The 19523-nt window shown below is 54.8% G+C and carries 27 protein-coding genes; all 27 read left to right on the top strand.

Going from position 1 to position 19523, the window contains the following annotated elements; all coding sequences use genetic code 11:
- The first annotated feature begins 61 nt into the window (after positions 1-61).
- The 27 genes from rpoC (at position 62) to secY (ending at position 19507) form a co-directional block, all read left to right on the top strand.
- Positions 62-4261: a DNA-directed RNA polymerase subunit beta' gene (rpoC, locus tag J0G10_RS27740; RefSeq protein ID WP_034156498.1), complete on the top strand. Its 4200-nt coding sequence runs from the start codon at positions 62-64 to the stop codon at positions 4259-4261.
- 216 nt (positions 4262-4477) lie between these two features.
- A complete protein-coding gene (gene rpsL / locus J0G10_RS27735; protein ID WP_003186084.1) occupies positions 4478-4849 on the top strand; it encodes a 30S ribosomal protein S12 in 372 nt (123 codons plus the stop codon).
- A gap of 107 nt (positions 4850-4956) precedes the next feature.
- Positions 4957-5430 (top strand): 30S ribosomal protein S7, encoded by a 474-nt coding sequence (gene rpsG, locus J0G10_RS27730; RefSeq protein ID WP_007916467.1) that lies wholly within the window; start codon positions 4957-4959, stop codon positions 5428-5430.
- A gap of 30 nt (positions 5431-5460) precedes the next feature.
- Positions 5461-7566 carry an elongation factor G gene (gene fusA / locus J0G10_RS27725; protein WP_016984188.1) on the top strand — a complete coding sequence of 702 codons (2106 nt, stop codon included), beginning with the start codon at positions 5461-5463 and terminating at the stop codon, positions 7564-7566.
- A gap of 31 nt (positions 7567-7597) precedes the next feature.
- Positions 7598-8791 carry an elongation factor Tu gene (tuf, locus tag J0G10_RS27720; RefSeq protein ID WP_064361246.1) on the top strand — a complete coding sequence of 398 codons (1194 nt, stop codon included), beginning with the start codon at positions 7598-7600 and terminating at the stop codon, positions 8789-8791.
- 157 nt (positions 8792-8948) lie between these two features.
- Positions 8949-9260 carry a 30S ribosomal protein S10 gene (rpsJ, locus tag J0G10_RS27715; protein ID WP_003186070.1) on the top strand — a complete coding sequence of 104 codons (312 nt, stop codon included), beginning with the start codon at positions 8949-8951 and terminating at the stop codon, positions 9258-9260.
- A gap of 80 nt (positions 9261-9340) precedes the next feature.
- The gene (gene rplC, locus J0G10_RS27710) at positions 9341-9976 is read left to right on the top strand and encodes a 50S ribosomal protein L3 (RefSeq protein ID WP_003228738.1); all 636 of its coding nucleotides are present in this window, start codon (positions 9341-9343) and stop codon (positions 9974-9976) included.
- 12 nt (positions 9977-9988) lie between these two features.
- Complete coding sequence (gene rplD, locus J0G10_RS27705; protein ID WP_007918468.1) at positions 9989-10591, top strand: 50S ribosomal protein L4; 603 nt, start codon at positions 9989-9991, stop codon at positions 10589-10591.
- Positions 10588-10887, top strand: a complete 300-nt coding sequence (gene rplW, locus J0G10_RS27700; RefSeq protein WP_002555488.1) for a 50S ribosomal protein L23 — start codon at positions 10588-10590, stop codon at positions 10885-10887. Before rplD ends, rplW begins: the two co-directional genes overlap by 4 nt.
- Positions 10888-10901: 14 nt before the next feature.
- On the top strand, positions 10902-11726 hold the full coding sequence (rplB, locus tag J0G10_RS27695) for a 50S ribosomal protein L2 (protein ID WP_003228734.1): 825 nt from the start codon (positions 10902-10904) through the stop codon (positions 11724-11726).
- A 16-nt stretch (positions 11727-11742) separates the two neighbouring features.
- Positions 11743-12018, top strand: a complete 276-nt coding sequence (rpsS, locus tag J0G10_RS27690) for a 30S ribosomal protein S19 (RefSeq protein WP_011336172.1) — start codon at positions 11743-11745, stop codon at positions 12016-12018.
- 11 nt (positions 12019-12029) lie between these two features.
- On the top strand, positions 12030-12362 hold the full coding sequence (gene rplV, locus J0G10_RS27685) for a 50S ribosomal protein L22 (protein ID WP_003103908.1): 333 nt from the start codon (positions 12030-12032) through the stop codon (positions 12360-12362).
- 13 nt (positions 12363-12375) lie between these two features.
- Positions 12376-13062, top strand: a complete 687-nt coding sequence (gene rpsC / locus J0G10_RS27680) for a 30S ribosomal protein S3 (protein ID WP_003176422.1) — start codon at positions 12376-12378, stop codon at positions 13060-13062.
- Positions 13063-13074: 12 nt separating this feature from the next.
- Positions 13075-13488, top strand: a complete 414-nt coding sequence (gene rplP, locus J0G10_RS27675) for a 50S ribosomal protein L16 (protein WP_007896757.1) — start codon at positions 13075-13077, stop codon at positions 13486-13488.
- Positions 13488-13679 (top strand): 50S ribosomal protein L29, encoded by a 192-nt coding sequence (gene rpmC / locus J0G10_RS27670; RefSeq protein WP_002555481.1) that lies wholly within the window; start codon positions 13488-13490, stop codon positions 13677-13679. Before rplP ends, rpmC begins: the two co-directional genes overlap by 1 nt.
- Before the next feature lie 2 nt (positions 13680-13681).
- Positions 13682-13948 carry a 30S ribosomal protein S17 gene (gene rpsQ, locus J0G10_RS27665; RefSeq protein WP_003194644.1) on the top strand — a complete coding sequence of 89 codons (267 nt, stop codon included), beginning with the start codon at positions 13682-13684 and terminating at the stop codon, positions 13946-13948.
- A gap of 23 nt (positions 13949-13971) precedes the next feature.
- A complete protein-coding gene (gene rplN / locus J0G10_RS27660; RefSeq protein ID WP_002555479.1) occupies positions 13972-14340 on the top strand; it encodes a 50S ribosomal protein L14 in 369 nt (122 codons plus the stop codon).
- Positions 14341-14351: 11 nt separating this feature from the next.
- Positions 14352-14666: a 50S ribosomal protein L24 gene (gene rplX / locus J0G10_RS27655; RefSeq protein ID WP_008081905.1), complete on the top strand. Its 315-nt coding sequence runs from the start codon at positions 14352-14354 to the stop codon at positions 14664-14666.
- Between the two features lie 20 nt (positions 14667-14686).
- Entirely contained in the window at positions 14687-15226 is a 540-nt protein-coding gene (rplE, locus tag J0G10_RS27650) for a 50S ribosomal protein L5 (protein ID WP_003176415.1), read from the top strand.
- Between the two features lie 13 nt (positions 15227-15239).
- Positions 15240-15545 (top strand): 30S ribosomal protein S14, encoded by a 306-nt coding sequence (gene rpsN, locus J0G10_RS27645; RefSeq protein ID WP_003228726.1) that lies wholly within the window; start codon positions 15240-15242, stop codon positions 15543-15545.
- A gap of 209 nt (positions 15546-15754) precedes the next feature.
- Positions 15755-16147, top strand: a complete 393-nt coding sequence (gene rpsH / locus J0G10_RS27640; protein ID WP_007918458.1) for a 30S ribosomal protein S8 — start codon at positions 15755-15757, stop codon at positions 16145-16147.
- Between the two features lie 12 nt (positions 16148-16159).
- Positions 16160-16693, top strand: a complete 534-nt coding sequence (gene rplF / locus J0G10_RS27635; RefSeq protein ID WP_003176412.1) for a 50S ribosomal protein L6 — start codon at positions 16160-16162, stop codon at positions 16691-16693.
- 10 nt (positions 16694-16703) lie between these two features.
- Complete coding sequence (rplR, locus tag J0G10_RS27630; RefSeq protein ID WP_003186037.1) at positions 16704-17054, top strand: 50S ribosomal protein L18; 351 nt, start codon at positions 16704-16706, stop codon at positions 17052-17054.
- Between the two features lie 3 nt (positions 17055-17057).
- Positions 17058-17558, top strand: a complete 501-nt coding sequence (rpsE, locus tag J0G10_RS27625; protein ID WP_003186035.1) for a 30S ribosomal protein S5 — start codon at positions 17058-17060, stop codon at positions 17556-17558.
- 2 nt (positions 17559-17560) lie between these two features.
- Positions 17561-17737, top strand: coding sequence for a 50S ribosomal protein L30 (gene rpmD, locus J0G10_RS27620; RefSeq protein ID WP_003176408.1), 177 nt, complete (start codon positions 17561-17563; stop codon positions 17735-17737).
- Positions 17738-17740: 3 nt separating this feature from the next.
- Complete coding sequence (gene rplO, locus J0G10_RS27615; protein WP_003228720.1) at positions 17741-18178, top strand: 50S ribosomal protein L15; 438 nt, start codon at positions 17741-17743, stop codon at positions 18176-18178.
- Positions 18179-19507 carry a preprotein translocase subunit SecY gene (gene secY, locus J0G10_RS27610; protein WP_003228718.1) on the top strand — a complete coding sequence of 443 codons (1329 nt, stop codon included), beginning with the start codon at positions 18179-18181 and terminating at the stop codon, positions 19505-19507.
- Positions 19508-19523 lie beyond the last annotated feature (16 nt).

Below are 19523 nucleotides of genomic sequence, written 5' to 3'. Positions count from 1 at the left end.
GTGACGCGAATCGAGAGCGGGGCAGGATTGCCCGCTCTCTGCTCCGCCAGGAGGAAAGGCCTTGAAAGACCTACTGAATTTGCTGAAAAACCAGGGTCAAGTCGAAGAGTTCGACGCCATCCGTATCGGATTGGCCTCGCCTGAGATGATCCGCTCATGGTCGTTCGGTGAAGTTAAAAAGCCGGAAACCATCAACTACCGTACGTTCAAACCTGAGCGTGACGGCCTGTTCTGCGCCAAGATCTTTGGCCCGGTAAAGGATTACGAGTGCCTGTGCGGTAAGTACAAGCGCTTGAAGCACCGTGGTGTGATCTGCGAGAAGTGCGGCGTTGAAGTTGCACTGGCCAAGGTTCGTCGTGAGCGCATGGCGCACATCGAACTGGCTTCGCCGGTTGCCCACATCTGGTTCCTGAAATCGCTGCCGTCCCGTATCGGCCTGCTGATGGACATGACCCTGCGTGATATCGAACGCGTTCTCTACTTCGAGAGCTATGTCGTTATCGATCCAGGCATGACCACTCTTGAAAAAGGTCAGCTGCTGAACGACGAGCAGTACTTCGAAGCGCTGGAAGAGTTCGGTGATGACTTCGACGCCCGCATGGGTGCTGAAGCTGTCCGTGAACTGTTGCACGCTATCGACCTGGAACACGAGATTGGCCGTCTGCGTGAAGAAATTCCGCAAACCAACTCCGAAACCAAGATCAAGAAGCTGTCCAAGCGTCTGAAGTTGATGGAAGCCTTCCAGGGTTCCGGCAACCTGCCAGAGTGGATGGTGCTGACCGTTCTGCCGGTTCTGCCGCCAGATCTGCGTCCACTGGTCCCGCTGGATGGCGGTCGCTTCGCGACTTCCGACCTCAACGATCTGTATCGTCGAGTGATCAACCGTAACAACCGTTTGAAGCGCCTGCTGGATCTGTCCGCTCCGGACATCATCGTGCGCAACGAAAAGCGCATGTTGCAGGAAGCTGTCGATGCTCTGCTCGACAACGGTCGTCGTGGCCGCGCTATCACCGGTTCGAACAAGCGTCCTCTGAAATCCCTGGCTGACATGATCAAGGGTAAGCAAGGTCGTTTCCGTCAGAACTTGCTCGGTAAGCGTGTTGACTACTCCGGTCGTTCGGTAATTACCGTAGGCCCGACCCTGCGTCTGCACCAGTGCGGTCTGCCGAAGAAGATGGCTCTCGAGCTGTTCAAGCCGTTCATTTTCGGCAAGCTGGAAATGCGTGGTCTCGCGACCACCATCAAAGCAGCCAAGAAAATGGTCGAGCGCGAGCTGCCAGAGGTTTGGGACGTTCTCGCTGAAGTGATTCGCGAACACCCGGTTCTTCTCAACCGTGCACCGACCCTTCACCGTCTGGGTATCCAGGCGTTTGAACCGGTACTGATCGAAGGTAAGGCTATCCAGCTGCACCCTCTGGTCTGCGCCGCGTACAACGCCGACTTCGACGGCGACCAAATGGCCGTGCACGTACCGCTGACGCTGGAAGCCCAGCTCGAAGCGCGTGCGTTGATGATGTCGACCAACAACATTCTGTCGCCAGCCAACGGTGAGCCAATCATCGTTCCGTCGCAGGACGTTGTATTGGGTCTGTACTACATGACTCGTGAAGCGATCAACGCCAAAGGTGAAGGTCGTGTATTTGCGGATCTGCAGGAAGTTGACCGTGTGTTCCGTGCCGGCGAAGCCGCACTGCACGCCAAGGTTAAGGTTCGTATCAACGAAACCGTCAACGACCGTGACGGCAACAGCGTAAGCGGCACCCGTATCGTCGACACCACTGTCGGCCGTGCGCTGCTGTTCCAGGTTGTGCCAAAAGGTCTGTCGTACGACGTCGTCAACCTGCCGATGAAGAAAAAGGCGATCTCCAAGCTGATCAACCAGTGCTACCGCGTGGTTGGTCTGAAAGAGACCGTGATCTTCGCTGACCAGTTGATGTACACCGGTTTCGCTTACTCGACCATCTCCGGCGTTTCCATCGGTGTTAACGACTTCGTTATCCCTGACGAGAAAGCCCGCATCATCGGTGCCGCCACCGACGAAGTGAAAGAGATCGAGAGCCAGTACGCCTCCGGCCTGGTAACCCAGGGCGAGAAGTACAACAAAGTGATCGACCTTTGGTCGAAAGCGAACGACGAAGTTTCCAAGGCAATGATGGCCAACCTCTCGAAAGAGAAGGTTATCGACCGTCACGGCGTTGAAGTCGATCAAGAGTCTTTCAACTCGATGTACATGATGGCCGACTCGGGTGCGCGGGGTTCCGCAGCACAGATTCGTCAGCTGGCCGGTATGCGTGGTCTGATGGCCAAGCCGGACGGTTCCATCATCGAAACGCCGATTACTGCGAACTTCCGTGAAGGTTTGAGCGTACTTCAGTACTTCATCTCTACTCACGGTGCTCGTAAAGGTCTGGCGGATACCGCGTTGAAAACTGCGAACTCCGGTTACCTGACTCGTCGTCTGGTAGACGTGGCGCAGGATCTGGTTGTAACCGAGATCGATTGCGGCACCGAACACGGTCTGCTGATGACTCCGCACATTGAAGGCGGTGACGTTGTAGAGCCGTTGGGTGAGCGCGTATTGGGTCGTGTTATTGCCCGTGACGTATTCAAGCCAGGTACCGAGGACGTTATCGTTCCTGCCGGCACTCTGGTAGACGAGAAGTGGGTTGAGTTCATCGAGCTGAACAGCATCGACGAAGTGATCGTGCGTTCGCCGATCAGCTGCGAAACCCGCTATGGCATTTGCGCCAAGTGCTACGGCCGTGATCTGGCTCGTGGTCACCAGGTAAACATCGGTGAAGCGGTCGGCGTTATCGCTGCCCAGTCCATCGGTGAGCCGGGTACCCAGCTGACGATGCGTACGTTCCACATCGGTGGTGCGGCTAGCCGTACTTCCGCAGCTGACAGCGTTCAGGTGAAGAATGGCGGTACCGTCCGTCTGCACAACCTGAAGCATGTTGAGCGAGTGGATGGTCACCTGGTTGCTGTGTCCCGTTCCGGTGAGCTGGCGATCGCTGATGACTTCGGTCGTGAGCGTGAGCGTTACAAGCTGCCGTACGGTGCTGTGATTTCGGTTAAAGAAGGTGACAAGGTCGACGCTGGCGCAATCGTGGCCAAGTGGGATCCGCACACTCACCCGATCGTTACCGAAATGAAAGGTACCGTGACCTACGTGGGCATGGAAGAAGGCATCACGATCAAGCGTCAGACTGACGAATTGACCGGTATGACCAACATTGAAGTACTCGACGCGAAAGATCGTCCAGCTGCGGGCAAAGAAATCCGTCCAGCAGTGAAGATGGTCGACGACAACGGCAAGGATCTGTTGCTGCCAGGCACTGACGTTATCGCTCAGTACTTCCTGCCAGCCAACGCCCTGGTCGGTGTGGCTGACGGTGCGAAGATTGCGATCGGTGATGTTATCGCTCGTATCCCGCAAGAAACTTCGAAGACCCGTGACATCACCGGTGGTCTGCCGCGTGTTGCCGACTTGTTCGAAGCTCGTCGTCCGAAAGAAGCGTCGATTCTGGCTGAGGTCAGCGGCACCATCGCGTTCGGTAAAGAAACCAAAGGCAAGCGCCGTCTGGTTATTACCCCGAACGACGGTAGCGATCCGTACGAGGAGCTGATTCCGAAGTGGCGTCACCTGAACGTGTTCGAAGGCGAACAGGTAAACCGCGGCGAAGTTATCTCCGACGGTCCAAGCGATCCGCACGACATCCTGCGTCTGCTGGGTGTGAGCGCGCTGGCCAAGTACATCGTTAACGAGATCCAGGACGTTTACCGTCTGCAAGGCGTGAAGATCAACGATAAGCACATCGAGACCATCCTGCGTCAGATGCTGCGTAAAGTTGAAATCGCTGAATCCGGCGATTCGAGTTTCATCAAGGGCGACCAGATGGAACTGACTCACGTACTGGTAGAAAACGAGCGTTTGGGCGGCGAAGACAAGTTCGTCTCCAAGTACACTCGCGTTCTGTTGGGTATCACCAAGGCGTCGTTGTCCACCGAATCGTTCATCTCGGCAGCTTCCTTCCAGGAAACTACCCGCGTACTGACCGAAGCGGCAGTCACCGGCAAGCGCGATTACCTGCGCGGCCTGAAAGAAAACGTAGTCGTGGGTCGTCTGATCCCGGCCGGTACCGGTCTGGCATATCACAGCGAGCGCAAGCGTCGCCGTGATGCTGACAAGCCGTTGCGCGTAAGCGCCAGTGAAGTGGAAGCTGCACTGACTGAAGCGCTGAACTCGAGCGGTAACTGAGTTCTGCGGTAAATGAGCGTAAGGCCCTGATCGCTCCGTTCATCGAATCGAGACATTTTGTCGAGGTTCGAAGGGCGGGGAGGTCGGGGCCTTGCCTTGACTGGGGACAAGATCCTCTTTAGACTCTTGATCCCCTAAATTTGGCGGGAATTCGTTCCTGCCATTTTGCTTTTCTTGCAAGACAATAGCGTCGCAAGACAACAGTGGAGCTAGTAGATGGCAACTATCAACCAGCTGGTACGTCAGCCGCGTAAGCGTATCGTCGAGAAATCCGACGTACCTGCGCTGCAGAACTGCCCGCAACGTCGTGGCGTGTGCACCCGTGTGTACACCACCACGCCGAAAAAACCTAACTCGGCACTCCGTAAAGTATGCCGTGTGCGCCTGACCAACGGTTTCGAGGTTTCCTCGTACATCGGTGGTGAAGGTCACAACCTGCAAGAGCACAGCGTGGTACTGATCCGCGGCGGTCGTGTAAAAGACTTGCCAGGTGTTCGTTACCACACCGTTCGCGGCTCCTTGGATACTTCCGGCGTTAAAGGCCGTAACCAGGGTCGTTCGAAGTACGGTACCAAGCGTCCGAAGTAATCGGCCGTTTTGCAGATTTTCATTTTATTGAGTCGATAAGAGTAAGGTCGGGCACGCATCCATTGGATCTGTCCCGAGCTAACCTGAAGACCGCTTGAGGGCTTATCATGCCAAGACGTCGCGTAGCAGCAAAGCGTGAGATTCTGGACGATCCGAAATACGGAAGCCAGATCCTCGCCAAATTCATGAACCACGTTATGGAAAGCGGCAAGAAAGCCGTTGCCGAGCGTATCGTTTATGGTGCCCTGGAAACCGTTGCGACCCGTAAGGCTGGCACCGATCCCCTGGAACTCTTCGAAAAAGCACTCGACGCCATCGCTCCGCTGGTCGAAGTGAAGTCGCGCCGCGTTGGTGGTGCTACTTACCAGGTTCCGGTCGAGGTTCGTCCTTCCCGTCGTAACGCTCTGGCAATGCGCTGGTTGGTAGACTTCGCCCGTAAGCGTGGCGAGAAGTCTATGGCTCTGCGTTTGGCTGGCGAACTGCTGGATGCTGCTGAAGGTAAAGGTGCTGCTGTTAAGAAGCGTGAAGACGTGCACCGTATGGCTGAAGCCAACAAAGCTTTCTCGCACTACCGCTTCTAATTTTAGCTTCACTAATTTTGCGAGGGCTTTATGGCTCGTACTACTCCGATTAGCCGCTACCGTAACATCGGTATCGTCGCTCACGTGGATGCTGGTAAAACCACCACCACCGAGCGCGTCCTTTTTTACACCGGCAAAAGTCACAAAATGGGCGAGGTGCATGATGGCGCCGCGACCACAGACTGGATGGTGCAGGAGCAGGAGCGTGGTATTACCATTACTTCTGCTGCCATCACCGCTTTCTGGAAAGGTTCCGAGAAGCAGTACAAGGACGAGCACCGCTTCAACGTGATCGATACCCCGGGCCACGTTGACTTCACTATTGAAGTTGAGCGTTCCCTGCGCGTACTCGACGGCGCTGTCGTTGTGTTCTGCGGTACTTCGGGTGTTGAGCCTCAGTCGGAAACCGTATGGCGTCAAGCCAACAAATACGGTGTTCCACGTCTTGTTTACGTAAACAAGATGGACCGTGCTGGTGCCAACTTCCTGCGCGTGATCGGTCAGATCAAGCAGCGTCTGGGTCACACTCCGGTGCCGATCCAGTTGGCCATCGGTTCCGAAGACAACTTCCAGGGTCAGATCGATCTGATCAACATGCAAGCTGTCTACTGGAATGACTCTGACAAAGGTATGGTCCCTGTTCGCAAGGACATTCCTGCTGAGCTCCAAGAGCTGGCTGAAGAGTGGCGCAACAACATGGTTGAAGCTGCTGCTGAAGCCAACGAAGAGCTGATGAACAAGTACCTGGAAGGCGAAGAGCTGTCGATCGAAGAGATCAAAGCTGCTTTGCGTCAGCGTACTATCGCCGGCGAAATCGTTCTGGCTGTTTGCGGTTCTTCGTTCAAGAACAAGGGTGTTCCCCTGGTTCTCGACGCCGTTATCGACTTCCTGCCTGCACCGACCGACATTCCTGCGATCAAGGGTACTGACCCTGATAACGAGGAAATCGAGCTGGAGCGTCATGCAGACGATGCGGAGCCGTTCTCGGCTCTGGCGTTCAAGATCGCTACCGACCCATTCGTGGGTACCTTGACCTTCGTCCGTGTTTACTCGGGCGTGTTGAACTCCGGTGACGGCGTGATCAACTCGGTTAAAGGTAAAAAAGAGCGCGTGGGTCGTATGGTGCAAATGCACGCAAACGCCCGTGAAGAGATCAAGGAAGTACGCGCTGGTGACATCGCGGCCCTGATCGGCATGAAGGATGTCACCACTGGTGAAACCCTCTGCAACGCTGACAAGCCAATCATCCTGGTTCGCATGGACTTCCCGGAGCCGGTTATTTCGGTTGCCGTAGAGCCTAAGACCAAGGATGACCAGGAAAAAATGGGTATCGCTCTGGGCAAGCTTGCTCAGGAAGACCCGTCTTTCCGCGTTAAAACTGATGAAGAGACTGGTCAGACGATCATCTCCGGCATGGGCGAGCTGCACCTGGACATCCTGGTTGACCGGATGCGCCGTGAGTTCAACGTCGAAGCCAACATCGGCAAGCCTCAGGTTTCGTATCGTGAGCGCATCACGAAGAACTGTGAAATCGAAGGCAAGTTCGTTCGTCAGTCCGGCGGTCGTGGTCAGTTCGGCCATTGCTGGATCCGTTTTGCTCCTGCTGACGAAGGTCAGGAAGGTCTGCAGTTCGTGAACGAAGTTGTAGGTGGTGTGGTTCCTAAGGAATACATCCCGGCTATCCAGAAGGGTATCGAAGAGCAGATGAAGAACGGCGTTGTTGCCGGCTATCCGCTGATCGGCCTGAAGGCTACCGTGTTCGATGGTTCTTACCACGACGTCGACTCCAACGAGATGGCGTTTAAAGTGGCTGCCTCCATGGCGACCAAGCAGCTGGCCCAGAAGGGCGGTGGTGAGTTGCTTGAGCCGATCATGGCTGTAGAGGTTGTTACGCCTGAAGACTATATGGGTGATGTGATGGGCGACCTTAACCGTCGTCGTGGCATGATCCAGGGTATGGAAGACACAGTGTCCGGCAAGGTTATCCGTGCCGAGGTTCCACTGGGTGAGATGTTCGGTTATGCGACCGACGTTCGTTCCATGTCCCAGGGTCGCGCAAGCTACTCTATGGAATTCAAAAAATACGATACGGCTCCGTCGCACATCGTCGAATCCGTAACCAAAAAACAAGGCTGATTCAGCCCCTTTAGGCTAGGAGTTAATTGTCGTGGCTAAAGAAAAATTTGATCGTTCCCTACCGCACGTCAACGTTGGCACCATCGGTCACGTTGACCACGGTAAAACCACTCTGACTGCTGCTCTGACTCGCGTTTGCTCCGAAGTTTTCGGTTCCGCAATCGTTGACTTCGACAAGATCGACAGCGCACCAGAAGAAAAAGCTCGCGGTATCACCATCAACACCGCACACGTTGAGTACAACTCGAAGATCCGTCACTACGCTCACGTCGACTGCCCAGGTCACGCTGACTATGTGAAGAACATGATCACCGGTGCTGCTCAAATGGACGGCGCTATTCTGGTTTGCTCGGCCGCTGATGGTCCGATGCCACAAACCCGTGAGCACATCCTGCTGTCCCGTCAGGTAGGCGTTCCGTACATCGTGGTTTTCCTGAATAAGGCTGACCTGGTAGACGACGCTGAGCTGCTGGAACTGGTTGAGATGGAAGTTCGCGACCTGCTGTCCACCTACGACTTCCCGGGCGATGACACTCCAATCATCATCGGTTCGGCTCGTATGGCTCTGGAAGGCAAAGACGACAACGAGATGGGCACCACTGCCGTCAAGAAACTGGTTGAGACTCTGGATGCTTACATCCCAGAACCAGTTCGTATGATCGACAAGCCATTCCTGATGCCAATCGAAGACGTATTCTCGATCTCGGGTCGCGGTACTGTTGTGACTGGTCGTATCGAGCGCGGTATCGTTCGCGTTCAGGATCCGCTGGAAATCGTTGGTCTGCGTGACACCACCGTTACTACTTGCACCGGTGTTGAAATGTTCCGCAAGCTGCTCGACGAAGGTCGTGCTGGCGAGAACTGCGGCGTTCTGCTGCGTGGTACCAAGCGTGACGACGTTGAGCGTGGTCAGGTTCTGGTTAAGCCGGGTTCGGTTAAGCCGCACACCAAGTTCACTGCAGAAGTTTACGTTCTGAGCAAGGAAGAAGGCGGTCGTCACACTCCGTTCTTCAAAGGCTACCGTCCACAGTTCTACTTCCGTACTACTGACGTGACTGGTAACTGCGAGCTGCCAGAAGGCGTTGAAATGGTAATGCCAGGTGACAACATTCAGATGACTGTTACCCTGATCAAAACCATCGCGATGGAAGATGGTCTGCGTTTCGCTATCCGTGAAGGCGGTCGTACCGTCGGCGCTGGCGTCGTAGCTAAAATCATCGAGTAATTCTCTTTTTAGAGTTTGCTTGATGCTTTGAAAAAGCCCCCGCTCAGCGGGGGCTTTTTTATTGGGTTGACACCTATCTGGGGCGTCTATAGAATTGCGCCTCCTTTTAACGGGCGTATTGCGCTCGGTGGGAATAGCAGCCGGAGTCTGAAATCCAATGCAAAATCAGCAAATCCGTATCAGGTTGAAGGCTTTCGACCATCGCCTGATCGACCAATCAACCCAGGAAATCGTGGAAACCGCGAAACGTACTGGTGCTCAAGTGCGTGGTCCAATTCCACTGCCTACCCGTAAAGAGCGGTTCACCGTTCTGGTTTCTCCGCACGTCAACAAAGACGCGCGCGACCAGTACGAAATCCGCACTCATAAGCGCGTTCTGGACATCGTCCAGCCAACGGATAAAACCGTTGATGCTCTTATGAAGCTTGATCTTGCGGCCGGTGTGGAAGTGCAGATCAGCCTCGGCTAAGACTCGGTCTTAGTCGTGTAACGCTCTGAAATGGGCGGCCATAGCGGGTGAAAGCCCCGTACACTCATGAGGTTTACAACATGACTATTGGTGTAGTCGGTCGTAAATGCGGTATGACCCGTATTTTCACCGAAGAAGGTGTCTCCATTCCGGTCACGGTCATTGAGATCGAGCCGAATCGCGTCACCCAGTTCAAAACTGAAGAGACCGATGGCTATCGTGCAGTGCAAGTCACTGTCGGCGAGCGTCGTGCTTCGCGTGTAACAGCAGCTCAGGCTGGCCACTTCGCTAAAGCGAACGTTGCCGCTGGTCGCACTACCATGGAATTCCGTCTTGAAGAAGGCGAGTACCAGGCTGGCGATCTGATCAACGCTGAAATCTTCGCCGCTGGTCAACTGGTTGATGTAACCGGTCAGTCCAAGGGTAAAGGCTTCCAGGGTACGATCAAGCGTTGGAATTTCCGCGGGCAAGATAACACCCACGGTAACTCCGTATCCCACCGCGTCCCAGGCTCTATCGGCCAGTGCCAGACTCCTGGTCGTGTATTCAAGGGCAAAAAAATGTCCGGTCATATGGGCGCTGAGCGCGTGACCGTGCAGTCCCTGGAAGTAGTGCGCGTGGACGCTGAACGCAATCTGTTGTTGGTCAAGGGTGCTGTTCCTGGCGCTACTGGCGGCAACCTGGTTGTACGTCCAGCAGCCAAGGCTCGCGGTTAAGGGGAAGCTGACATGCAATTAAATGTAAATGACGCTCAAGCGATCGAAGTTTCCGAACTGACATTTGGCGGCGAATTCAACGAGACGCTGGTTCACCAAGCAGTCGTGGCCTACATGGCCGGCGGCCGTCAAGGTACCAAGCAGCAAAAGACCCGTTCCGACGTTCGTGGTGGCGGTAAGCGCCCATGGCGTCAGAAAGGTACTGGCCGTGCTCGTGCCGGTACTATCCGTAGCCCAATCTGGCGTGGCGGCGGTACCACTTTTGCAGCACGTCCACAGGATCACTCCCAGAAGCTGAACAAGAAGATGTACCGCGCAGCAATGCGTTCCATCCTTGCTGAGCTGGTGCGTACTGATCGCCTGGTCGTGGTTCAGGATTTCGCTGTTGAAACTCCGAAAACCAAAGATCTGCTGGGCAAGCTGAACAACATGAGCCTGACCGACGTTTTGATCGTGTCGGACGCTGTTGATCAGAACCTGTACCTGGCTGCTCGCAACCTGCCGCACGTAGATGTACGTGATGTTCAAGGTTCCGATCCAGTTAGTCTGATCGCATACGACAAGGTGTTGATCACCGTGTCGGCCGTGAAGAAATTCGAGGAGCTGCTGGGATGAACCAGGAACGCGTATTTAAAGTTCTGCTTGGCCCGCACGTTTCCGAGAAGGCTACGGTTCTGGCAGACAAGAAAGGCCAGTTCGTTTTCAAGGTTGCTACTGACGCAACCAAGCTGGAAATCAAGAAGGCCGTCGAAAGCCTGTTCAGCGTGAAAGTAGAGCGCGTCACTACCCTGAATGTTCTGGGTAAGAGCAAGCGCACTGCTCGCGGTCTGGGCAAGCGTAATGACTGGAAGAAGGCAGTTATCTCCCTTCAGCCAGGCCAAGATCTCGATTTCAGCAGCAGTGCTGAGTAAGGAAGGGGTGCATCATGGCAATCGTTAAATGCAAACCGACTTCCCCTGGCCGCCGTTTTGTGGTCAAGGTGGTCAACCAGGAGCTGCATAAAGGCGCTCCTCACGCACCGCTGCTCGAGAAAAAATCGAAGACTGGTGGTCGTAACAACAATGGCCGTATTACCACGCGTCACATCGGTGGTGGTCATAAGCAGCATTATCGTATGGTCGATTTCCGTCGCAACGACAAAGATGGCATCGTCGCCACTGTCGAGCGTATCGAATACGATCCAAACCGTACTGCTCACATCGCACTGCTCTGCTACGCAGACGGCGAGCGCCGCTACATCATCGCCCCTAAAGGCGTGAGTGCTGGCGACCAGCTGATCGCAGGCGCTCTGGCTCCAATCAAGCCAGGCAACGCTCTGCAACTGCGCAACATTCCAGTGGGTTCTACCGTACACGGCATCGAACTGAAGCCAGGTAAAGGCGCACAGATCGCTCGTTCCGCTGGTGCTTCGGCTCAGCTGATCGCTCGTGAAGGCGTTTACGTTACCCTGCGTCTGCGTTCCGGTGAAATGCGTAAAGTACTGGCTGAATGCCGTGCGACCCTGGGCGAAGTCTCGAACTCCGAGCACAGCCTGCGTTCGCTGGGTAAAGCTGGTGCCAAGCGCTGGCGTGGCGTTCGCCCAACCGTTCGTGGTGTTGCCATGAACCCGGTTGACCACCCACATGGTGGTGGTGAAGGTCGTACCTCTGGTGGTCGTCATCCGGTATCGCCATGGGGCTTCCCGACTAAGGGCGCGAAGACTCGTGGTAATAAGCGTACCGACAAAATGATCGTCCGTCGTCGCAAGTAAATAGAGGGATACGACAGTGCCACGTTCTCTGAAAAAAGGTCCTTTTATTGATCTTCACCTACTGAAGAAGATCGAAGTGGCGGCGGAAAAGAACGATCGCAAACCAATTAAGACTTGGTCGCGTCGTTCGATGATCCTGCCACAAATGGTCGGTCTGACCATCGCAGTACACAACGGTCGTCAGCACGTCCCAGTTCTCGTTAACGAAGACATGGTCGGCCACAAACTGGGCGAGTTCGCCGGTACCCGCAACTATCGCGGGCACGTGGCTGACAAGAAAGCCAAGCGTTAAGGGGTTAGGAAATGGAAGTAGCCGCTAAGTTGTCGGGCGCTCGAATCTCCGCCCAGAAAGCCCGCTTGGTCGCCGACCAGATCCGCGGGAAGAAGGTGGGCGAAGCGCTCAACTTGTTGGCTTTCAGCAGTAAGAAAGCCGCCGAGATCATGAAGAAAGTGCTGGAGTCGGCCGTAGCCAACGCCGAGCATAACGAAGGCGCAGACGTTGATGACCTGAAGGTCAGCACCGTTTTCGTCAACGAAGGGCGTTCGCTGAAGCGCATCATGCCACGTGCCAAAGGCCGTGCTGATCGCATCGTCAAGCGGTCTTGCCATATCACTGTCAAGGTTGCTGACAAGTAACGGAGTCGAAGAGATGGGTCAGAAAGTACATCCCATTGGCATTCGCCTGGGAATCGTCAAGGAGCACACCTCCGTCTGGTACGCAGACGGTCGGACTTATGCGGACTACTTGTTCGCAGATCTGAAAGTGCGTGAGTATCTCCAAGACAAACTAAAAAGCGCGTCCGTAAGCCGTATCGATATCCATCGTCCGGCCCAAACTGCACGTATCACCATCCACACCGCTCGTCCAGGTATCGTTATCGGGAAGAAAGGTGAAGATGTTGAGAAACTGCGTCAGGACCTGACCAAGCAAATGGGTGTGCCTGTGCACATCAATATCGAAGAGATCCGCAAGCCGGAGCTCGACGGTATGCTGGTTGCGCAGAGCGTAGCTCAGCAGCTGGAGCGTCGTGTAATGTTCCGTCGCGCTATGAAGCGCGCAGTACAGAACGCCATGCGCATTGGTGCCAAGGGCATCAAAATCCAAGTGAGCGGTCGTCTCGGCGGTGCTGAAATCGCACGTACTGAATGGTATCGCGAAGGTCGTGTGCCATTGCACACCCTGCGTGCCGACATCGACTATGCCAACTACGAAGCTCACACCACTTACGGTGTGATCGGTGTAAAGGTTTGGATCTTCAAAGGCGAAGTTATTGGTGGTCGCCAAGAAGAGCTGAAACCACAAGCACCAGCGCCTCGTAAAAAAGCTGCTAAGTAAGGGGTACGCCAAATGTTGCAACCTAAGCGTACGAAGTTCCGCAAGCAGATGACAGGCCACAACCGTGGTCTGGCTCAGCGCGGTAGCAAAGTCAGCTTCGGCGAGTTCGCGCTGAAGTCTGTAGCTCGTGGTCGTCTCACCGCTCGTCAGATCGAGTCAGCGCGTCGTGCTCTGACCCGTCACGTTAAACGTGGCGGCAAGATCTGGATCCGTGTATTCCCGGACAAGCCTATTTCCAAAAAGCCCCTCGAAGTTCGTATGGGTAAAGGTAAGGGTAGTGTGGAGTACTGGGTTGCCCAGATTCAGCCAGGCAAAGTCCTGTATGAAATCGAGGGTGTTTCTGAAGAGCTGGCGCGTGAGGCTTTTGCCCTGGCTGCTGCAAAGCTGCCGCTCGCCACCGCCTTTGTTAAACGGACGGTGATGTGATGAAAGCGAATGAACTTCGTGAAAAATCCGCACAGCAGCTGAACGAGCAACTGCTCGGCTTGCTGCGCGACCAGTTCAATCTGCGTATGCAGAAAGCAACTGGCCAGTTGGGGCAGTCTCATCTGCTCTCGCAAGTTAAACGTGACATCGCTCGCGTGAAGACTGTGCTCAACCAGCAGGCAGGTAAGTGATCATGGCTGAAGCCGAAAAAACTGTCCGTACGCTGACTGGCCGTGTTGTCAGCGACAAGATGGACAAAACCATCACCGTACTGATCGAGCGTCGCGTAAAGCACCCGATCTACGGTAAATACGTTAAGCGTTCGACTAAGCTGCACGCGCACGACGAAACCAACCAGTGCCACATCGGCGACAAAGTCACTATTCGTGAAACTCGTCCTATGGCCAAGACCAAGTCTTGGGCGCTGGTTGATGTTCTCGAACGCGCTGTGGAAGTCTAAGGACTAGGGGTCGGAGAAATTATATGATTCAGACTCAATCCATGCTCGATGTGGCCGATAACAGCGGCGCTCGCCGTGTTATGTGCATCAAGGTGCTGGGTGGCTCCCATCGTCGTTACGCTGGTATCGGTGACATCATCAAAGTTACCGTGAAGGAAGCAATTCCTCGCGGTAAAGTGAAAAAAGGCCAAGTGATGACTGCTGTTGTAGTCCGCACTCGTCACGGCGTACGTCGTGCTGATGGCTCCATTATCCGCTTTGATGGCAACGCTGCTGTTCTTCTGAACAACAAGCAAGAGCCGATCGGCACCCGTATCTTTGGGCCAGTGACCCGTGAACTTCGTACTGAGAAGTTCATGAAGATCGTCTCGCTCGCCCCAGAAGTGCTGTAAGGAGATCCGACATGCAAAAGATTCGTCGTGACGACGAGATCATCGTGATCGCCGGCAAAGACAAAGGTAAGCGCGGTAAGGTGCTCAAGGTTCTTGCTAATAACCGTCTGGTTATCAGCGGTCTGAACCTGGTAAAGCGTCATACCAAGCCTAACCCGATGTCGGGCGTGCAAGGCGGTATCGTCGAAAAAGAAGCTCCACTGGACGCTTCTAACGTCGCCATTTTCAACGGCGAAACCAACAAGGCTGACCGCGTTGGTTTCAAAGTAGAAGACGGCAAGAAAATTCGTGTCTTCAAGTCGACCCAAAAAGCGGTTGATGCTTGAACACTGCTAGGTAGAAGACCATGGCACGACTAAAAGAGATTTACTGGAAGGAAATCGCACCGAAGCTTAAGGAAGAACTTAAGCTTTCGAACGTGATGGAAGTTCCACGCGTTACAAAAATCACCCTGAACATGGGTCTGGGCGAAGCTGTTGGTGACAAAAAAGTCATCGAGCATGCTGTTGCTGACCTGGAAAAGATCACCGGCCAAAAAGTCGTTGTGACCTACGCTCGTAAATCCATCGCTGGCTTTAAAGTCCGTGAAGGATGGCCGATCGGCGTCAAGGTGACTCTGCGCCGTGAGCGTATGTATGAGTTCCTGGATCGTCTGCTGTCGATCTCCCTGCCTCGGGTTCGCGACTTCCGCGGCCTGAATGCCAAGTCCTTCGATGGTCGTGGTAACTACAGCATGGGCGTGAAAGAGCAGATCATCTTCCCGGAAATCGACTACGACAAGATCGATGCTCTCCGCGGTCTGGACATTACCCTGACCACCACTGCCAAGAACGATGATGAAGGCCGCGCTCTGCTGCGTGCTTTCAAATTCCCGTTCCGCAACTGATTGGAGTAGGAAAATGGCCAAGAAGAGCATGAAAAACCGTGAGCTGAAGCGTCAGCTCACTGTTGCCAAGTACGCCACCAAGCGTGCAGCGCTGAAAGCTATCATCGTCGATCTGAACGCAAGTCCAGAAGCGCGTTGGGAAGCTACCGTAGCTCTGCAGAAGCAACCACGTGACGCAAGCGCTTCGCGCATGCGTAACCGTTGCCGCCTGACTGGTCGTCCGCACGGCGTTTACCGCAAGTTCGGCCTTGGCCGTAACAAGCTGCGTGAAGCTGCAATGCGTGGTGACGTACCAGGTCTGGTTAAAGCCAGCTGGTAATTGCTGTCAAAGTCTCGATGTTCGGGTTCGCAAGAACCTGACCATCGGTGGCCTTGAATCTGAATCAAGCCCCTTTTGGGGCTTGATTCATTTCTGGGGTGTGTCTAGAATGACCGGCTCGCCTGAGCCCGTGTTTTTCATGCCCGGAAGTTCTCGGCGACAAGTAGTAGCCGCAAGGCTAATTTTTCTGTATTAGGAGCGTCTAGCCCATGAGTATGCAGGACCCGTTAGCGGACATGCTAACTCGAATCCGTAATGCCCAGATGGCTGAAAAGTCTGTCGTAAGCATGCCGTCTTCCACGCTGAAGGTGGCTGTAGCAAAAGTCCTGAAGGACGAAGGTTACATCGCGGATTTTCAGATCACCACCGACGCTAAGCCGTCGTTGTCCATCGAGCTGAAGTACTTCGAAGGCCGTCCGGTTATCGAAGAAGTGAAGCGCGTTAGTCGTCCAGGCCTGCGTCAGTACAAGTCCGTTGAAGATCTGCCGAAAGTTCGTGGCGGTCTTGGCGTGTCTATCGTCTCCACCAACAAAGGTGTGATGACGGATCGTGCTGCGCGCGCTGCCGGTGTCGGCGGCGAAGTTCTTTGCACTGTGTTCTAAGGGGGGATAAGCATGTCTCGCGTCGCTAAGAACCCCGTTAAGCTGCCAGCCGGTGTCGAAGTAAAATTCGCAGGCCAACAGCTTTCGGTGAAGGGTGCCAAGGGTACTCTTGAACTGAACATCCATTCGTCCGTTGAGATCGTTGAAGAAGCTGGTGAGCTGCGTTTCGCTGCTCGCAATGGCGATCAACAAACTCGCGCAATGGCCGGTACCACGCGTGCGTTGGTAAACAACATGGTCCAAGGCGTAAGCCAAGGCTTCGAGCGCAAGCTCCAGCTGGTCGGTGTTGGTTACAAGGCGCAAGCAAAAGGCACGGTTTTGAACCTGGCCCTTGGCTTCTCGCACCCAGTGGATTACGAACTGCCGGAAGGCATCACCGCTGAGACTCCTAGCCAGACCGATATCCTGATCAAGGGCATCGACAAGCAGCTGGTAGGTCAAGTGGCCGCTGAGATCCGCGACTTCCGTCCACCAGAGCCGTACAAAGGCAAAGGTGTGCGCTACGCGGACGAAGTCGTCCGTCGTAAAGAAGCCAAGAAGAAGTAGGGCATAGCAAATGACCGACAAAAAAGTTACTCGACTGCGTCGCGCTCGCAAAGCACGCCTGAAAATGCACGAACTCGAAGTCGTGCGTCTCTGCGTGTTCCGCTCGTCGCAGCACATCTACGCCCAGGTCATCTCGGCCGACGGCAACAAAGTCCTGGCAAGTGCCTCGACTTTGGATAAAGAACTGCGTGATGGCGCCACTGGCAACATCGACGCGGCCACAAAGGTTGGCCAGCTGGTCGCTACGCGTGCTAAGGCCGCTGGCGTCTCGCAAGTGGCTTTCGACCGCTCTGGCTTCAAGTACCACGGCCGCGTTAAAGCGCTGGCTGATGCTGCTCGTGAAGCTGGGCTGGAGTTCTAAGTTATGTCAAATAACGACCAAAAGCGCGACGAAGGCTACATTGAGAAGCTGGTTCAAGTTAACCGCGTAGCCAAAACCGTTAAAGGCGGCCGTATCTTCACTTTCACCGCGTTGACCGTGGTTGGTGATGGTAAAGGGCGTGTTGGCTTCGGCCGTGGCAAGTCGCGTGAAGTGCCTGCTGCGATCCAGAAGGCAATGGAAGCTGCTCGCCGCAACATGATCCAAGTTGATCTGAACGGCACCACTCTGCAGTACGCAATGAAGTCCGCTCACGGCGCTTCGAAGGTGTACATGCAGCCTGCTTCTGAAGGTACCGGTATCATCGCTGGCGGCGCTATGCGTGCTGTCCTCGAAGTTGCTGGCGTTCAGAACGTTCTGGCCAAGTGCTACGGCTCGACTAACCCGGTAAACGTGGTTCACGCCACTTTCAAAGGTTTGAAAGCTATGCAGTCTCCTGAATCCATTGCCGCCAAGCGTGGCAAAAGCGTCAAGGAGATCTTCTGATCATGGCTACCGTTAAAGTAACGCTGATCAAAAGCATGACCGGCCGCATCCCTAACCACAAACTGTGCGTTAAGGGTCTGGGTCTGCGTCGCATCGGTCACACTGTAGAAGTCCAGGATACTCCCGAGAATCGCGGGATGATCAACAAGGCTTACTACATGCTGCGTGTCGAGGGTTAATCGATGAAACTCAATGATCTGAGTCCAGCGCCGGGTTCCCGTCGCGAAAAGCATCGTCCGGGCCGTGGTATCGGTAGCGGTTTGGGTAAGACTGGTGGCCGTGGTCACAAAGGTCAGACCTCCCGCTCCGGTGGCACCATTGCTCCAGGCTTTGAAGGCGGTCAACAGCCGCTGCATCGTCGCCTGCCGAAGTTCGGTTTCGTTTCCCTGAAAGCCATGGACCGCGCAGAAGTGCGTCTGTCCGAGCTGGCTAAAGTGGAAGGCGACATCGTCACCGTGCAGTCCCTGAAAGATGCCAACGTGATCAACGTCAACGTACAGCGTGTGAAAATCATGCTGTCCGGTGAAGTGACTCGCGCTGTCACTATCGGCAAGGGAATCGGCGCCACCAAAGGTGCGCGTGCGGCTATCGAAGCAGCTGGCGGCAAGTTCGAGGAATAAATGGCTAAGCAAGGTGCTCTCTCTGCGCTCGGCAAAGGCGGTATGTCTGAACTCTGGGCTCGTCTGCGTTTTCTGTTCCTGGCGATTATCGTCTACCGAATAGGCGCACACATCCCGGTTCCAGGTATCAACCCGGACCGACTCGCAGACCTGTTTCGACAGAATGAGGGGACCATTCTTAGCTTGTTCAACATGTTCTCCGGCGGCGCGCTGGAACGGATGAGCATCTTTGCATTGGGGATCATGCCGTACATTTCGGCATCGATCATCATGCAACTGATGACCGCCGTCAGTCCGCAGCTGGAGCAGTTGAAGAAGGAAGGTGAAGCTGGCCGTCGCAAGATCAGCCAGTACACCCGCTACGGCACCGTCGTCCTCGCTCTCGTTCAGGCTATTGGCATGTCCATTGGTCTGGCAGGGCAGGGCGTTGCGTTCACTGGTGACTTTGGCTTCCATTTCGTCGCGGTATCCACTTTTGTGGCTGGTGCGATGTTCATGATGTGGCTGGGTGAGCAGATTACTGAGCGTGGTGTAGGTAACGGTATCTCGATGTTGATTTTTTCGGGTATCGTCGCCGGTCTTCCGAGAGCAATCGGGCAGTCTTTCGAGTCTGCGCGTCAGGGCGATATCAACATCTTCGCCTTGGTTGCCATCGGTTTGCTGGCAGTAGCGATTATCGGTTTCGTGGTGTTCATTGAGCGTGGTCAGCGTCGTATCGCTGTTCACTACGCCAAGCGTCAGCAGGGCCGCAAGGTTTTTGCTGCGCAGACTAGCCACCTGCCGTTGAAGGTGAACATGGCCGGTGTTATTCCGGCTATTTTCGCGAGCAGCATTTTGCTGTTCCCGGCTTCGTTGGGTGCCTGGTTCGGTCAGTCTGAAGGTATGGGCTGGTTGCAGGACATCTCGCAGTCGATCGCTCCTGGTCAGCCGTTGAATATTCTGCTGTTTAGTGCAGGGATTATTTTCTTCTGCTTCTTCTATACGGCGTTGATGTTCAATCCGAAAGACGTAGCGGAAAACCTGAAGAAGTCCGGTGCCTTTATTCCGGGCATCCGTCCAGGTGAGCAGTCTGCGCGCTACATTGATGGCGTTCTGACCCGCTTGACCATGTTCGGTGCTCTTTACATGACGGCCGTGTGCCTGTTGCCCCAGTTCCTGGTGGTTGCAGCAAACGTTCCGTTCTACCTTGGCGGGACCTCGTTGCTGATCGTGGTCGTGGTTGTGATGGACTTCATGTCCCAAGTACAATCGCACCTCGTTTCGCACCAGTACGAATCCCTGATGAAGAAAGCCAACCTGAAGGGTTACGGCAGCGGCATGTTGCGCTGAGTACCCATAAGGTTCG

The organism is Pseudomonas germanica, assembly GCF_019614655.1.
GTDB lineage: Bacteria > Pseudomonadota > Gammaproteobacteria > Pseudomonadales > Pseudomonadaceae > Aquipseudomonas > Aquipseudomonas neuropathica.
This window is presented reverse-complemented; position numbering and strand designations above follow the sequence as displayed.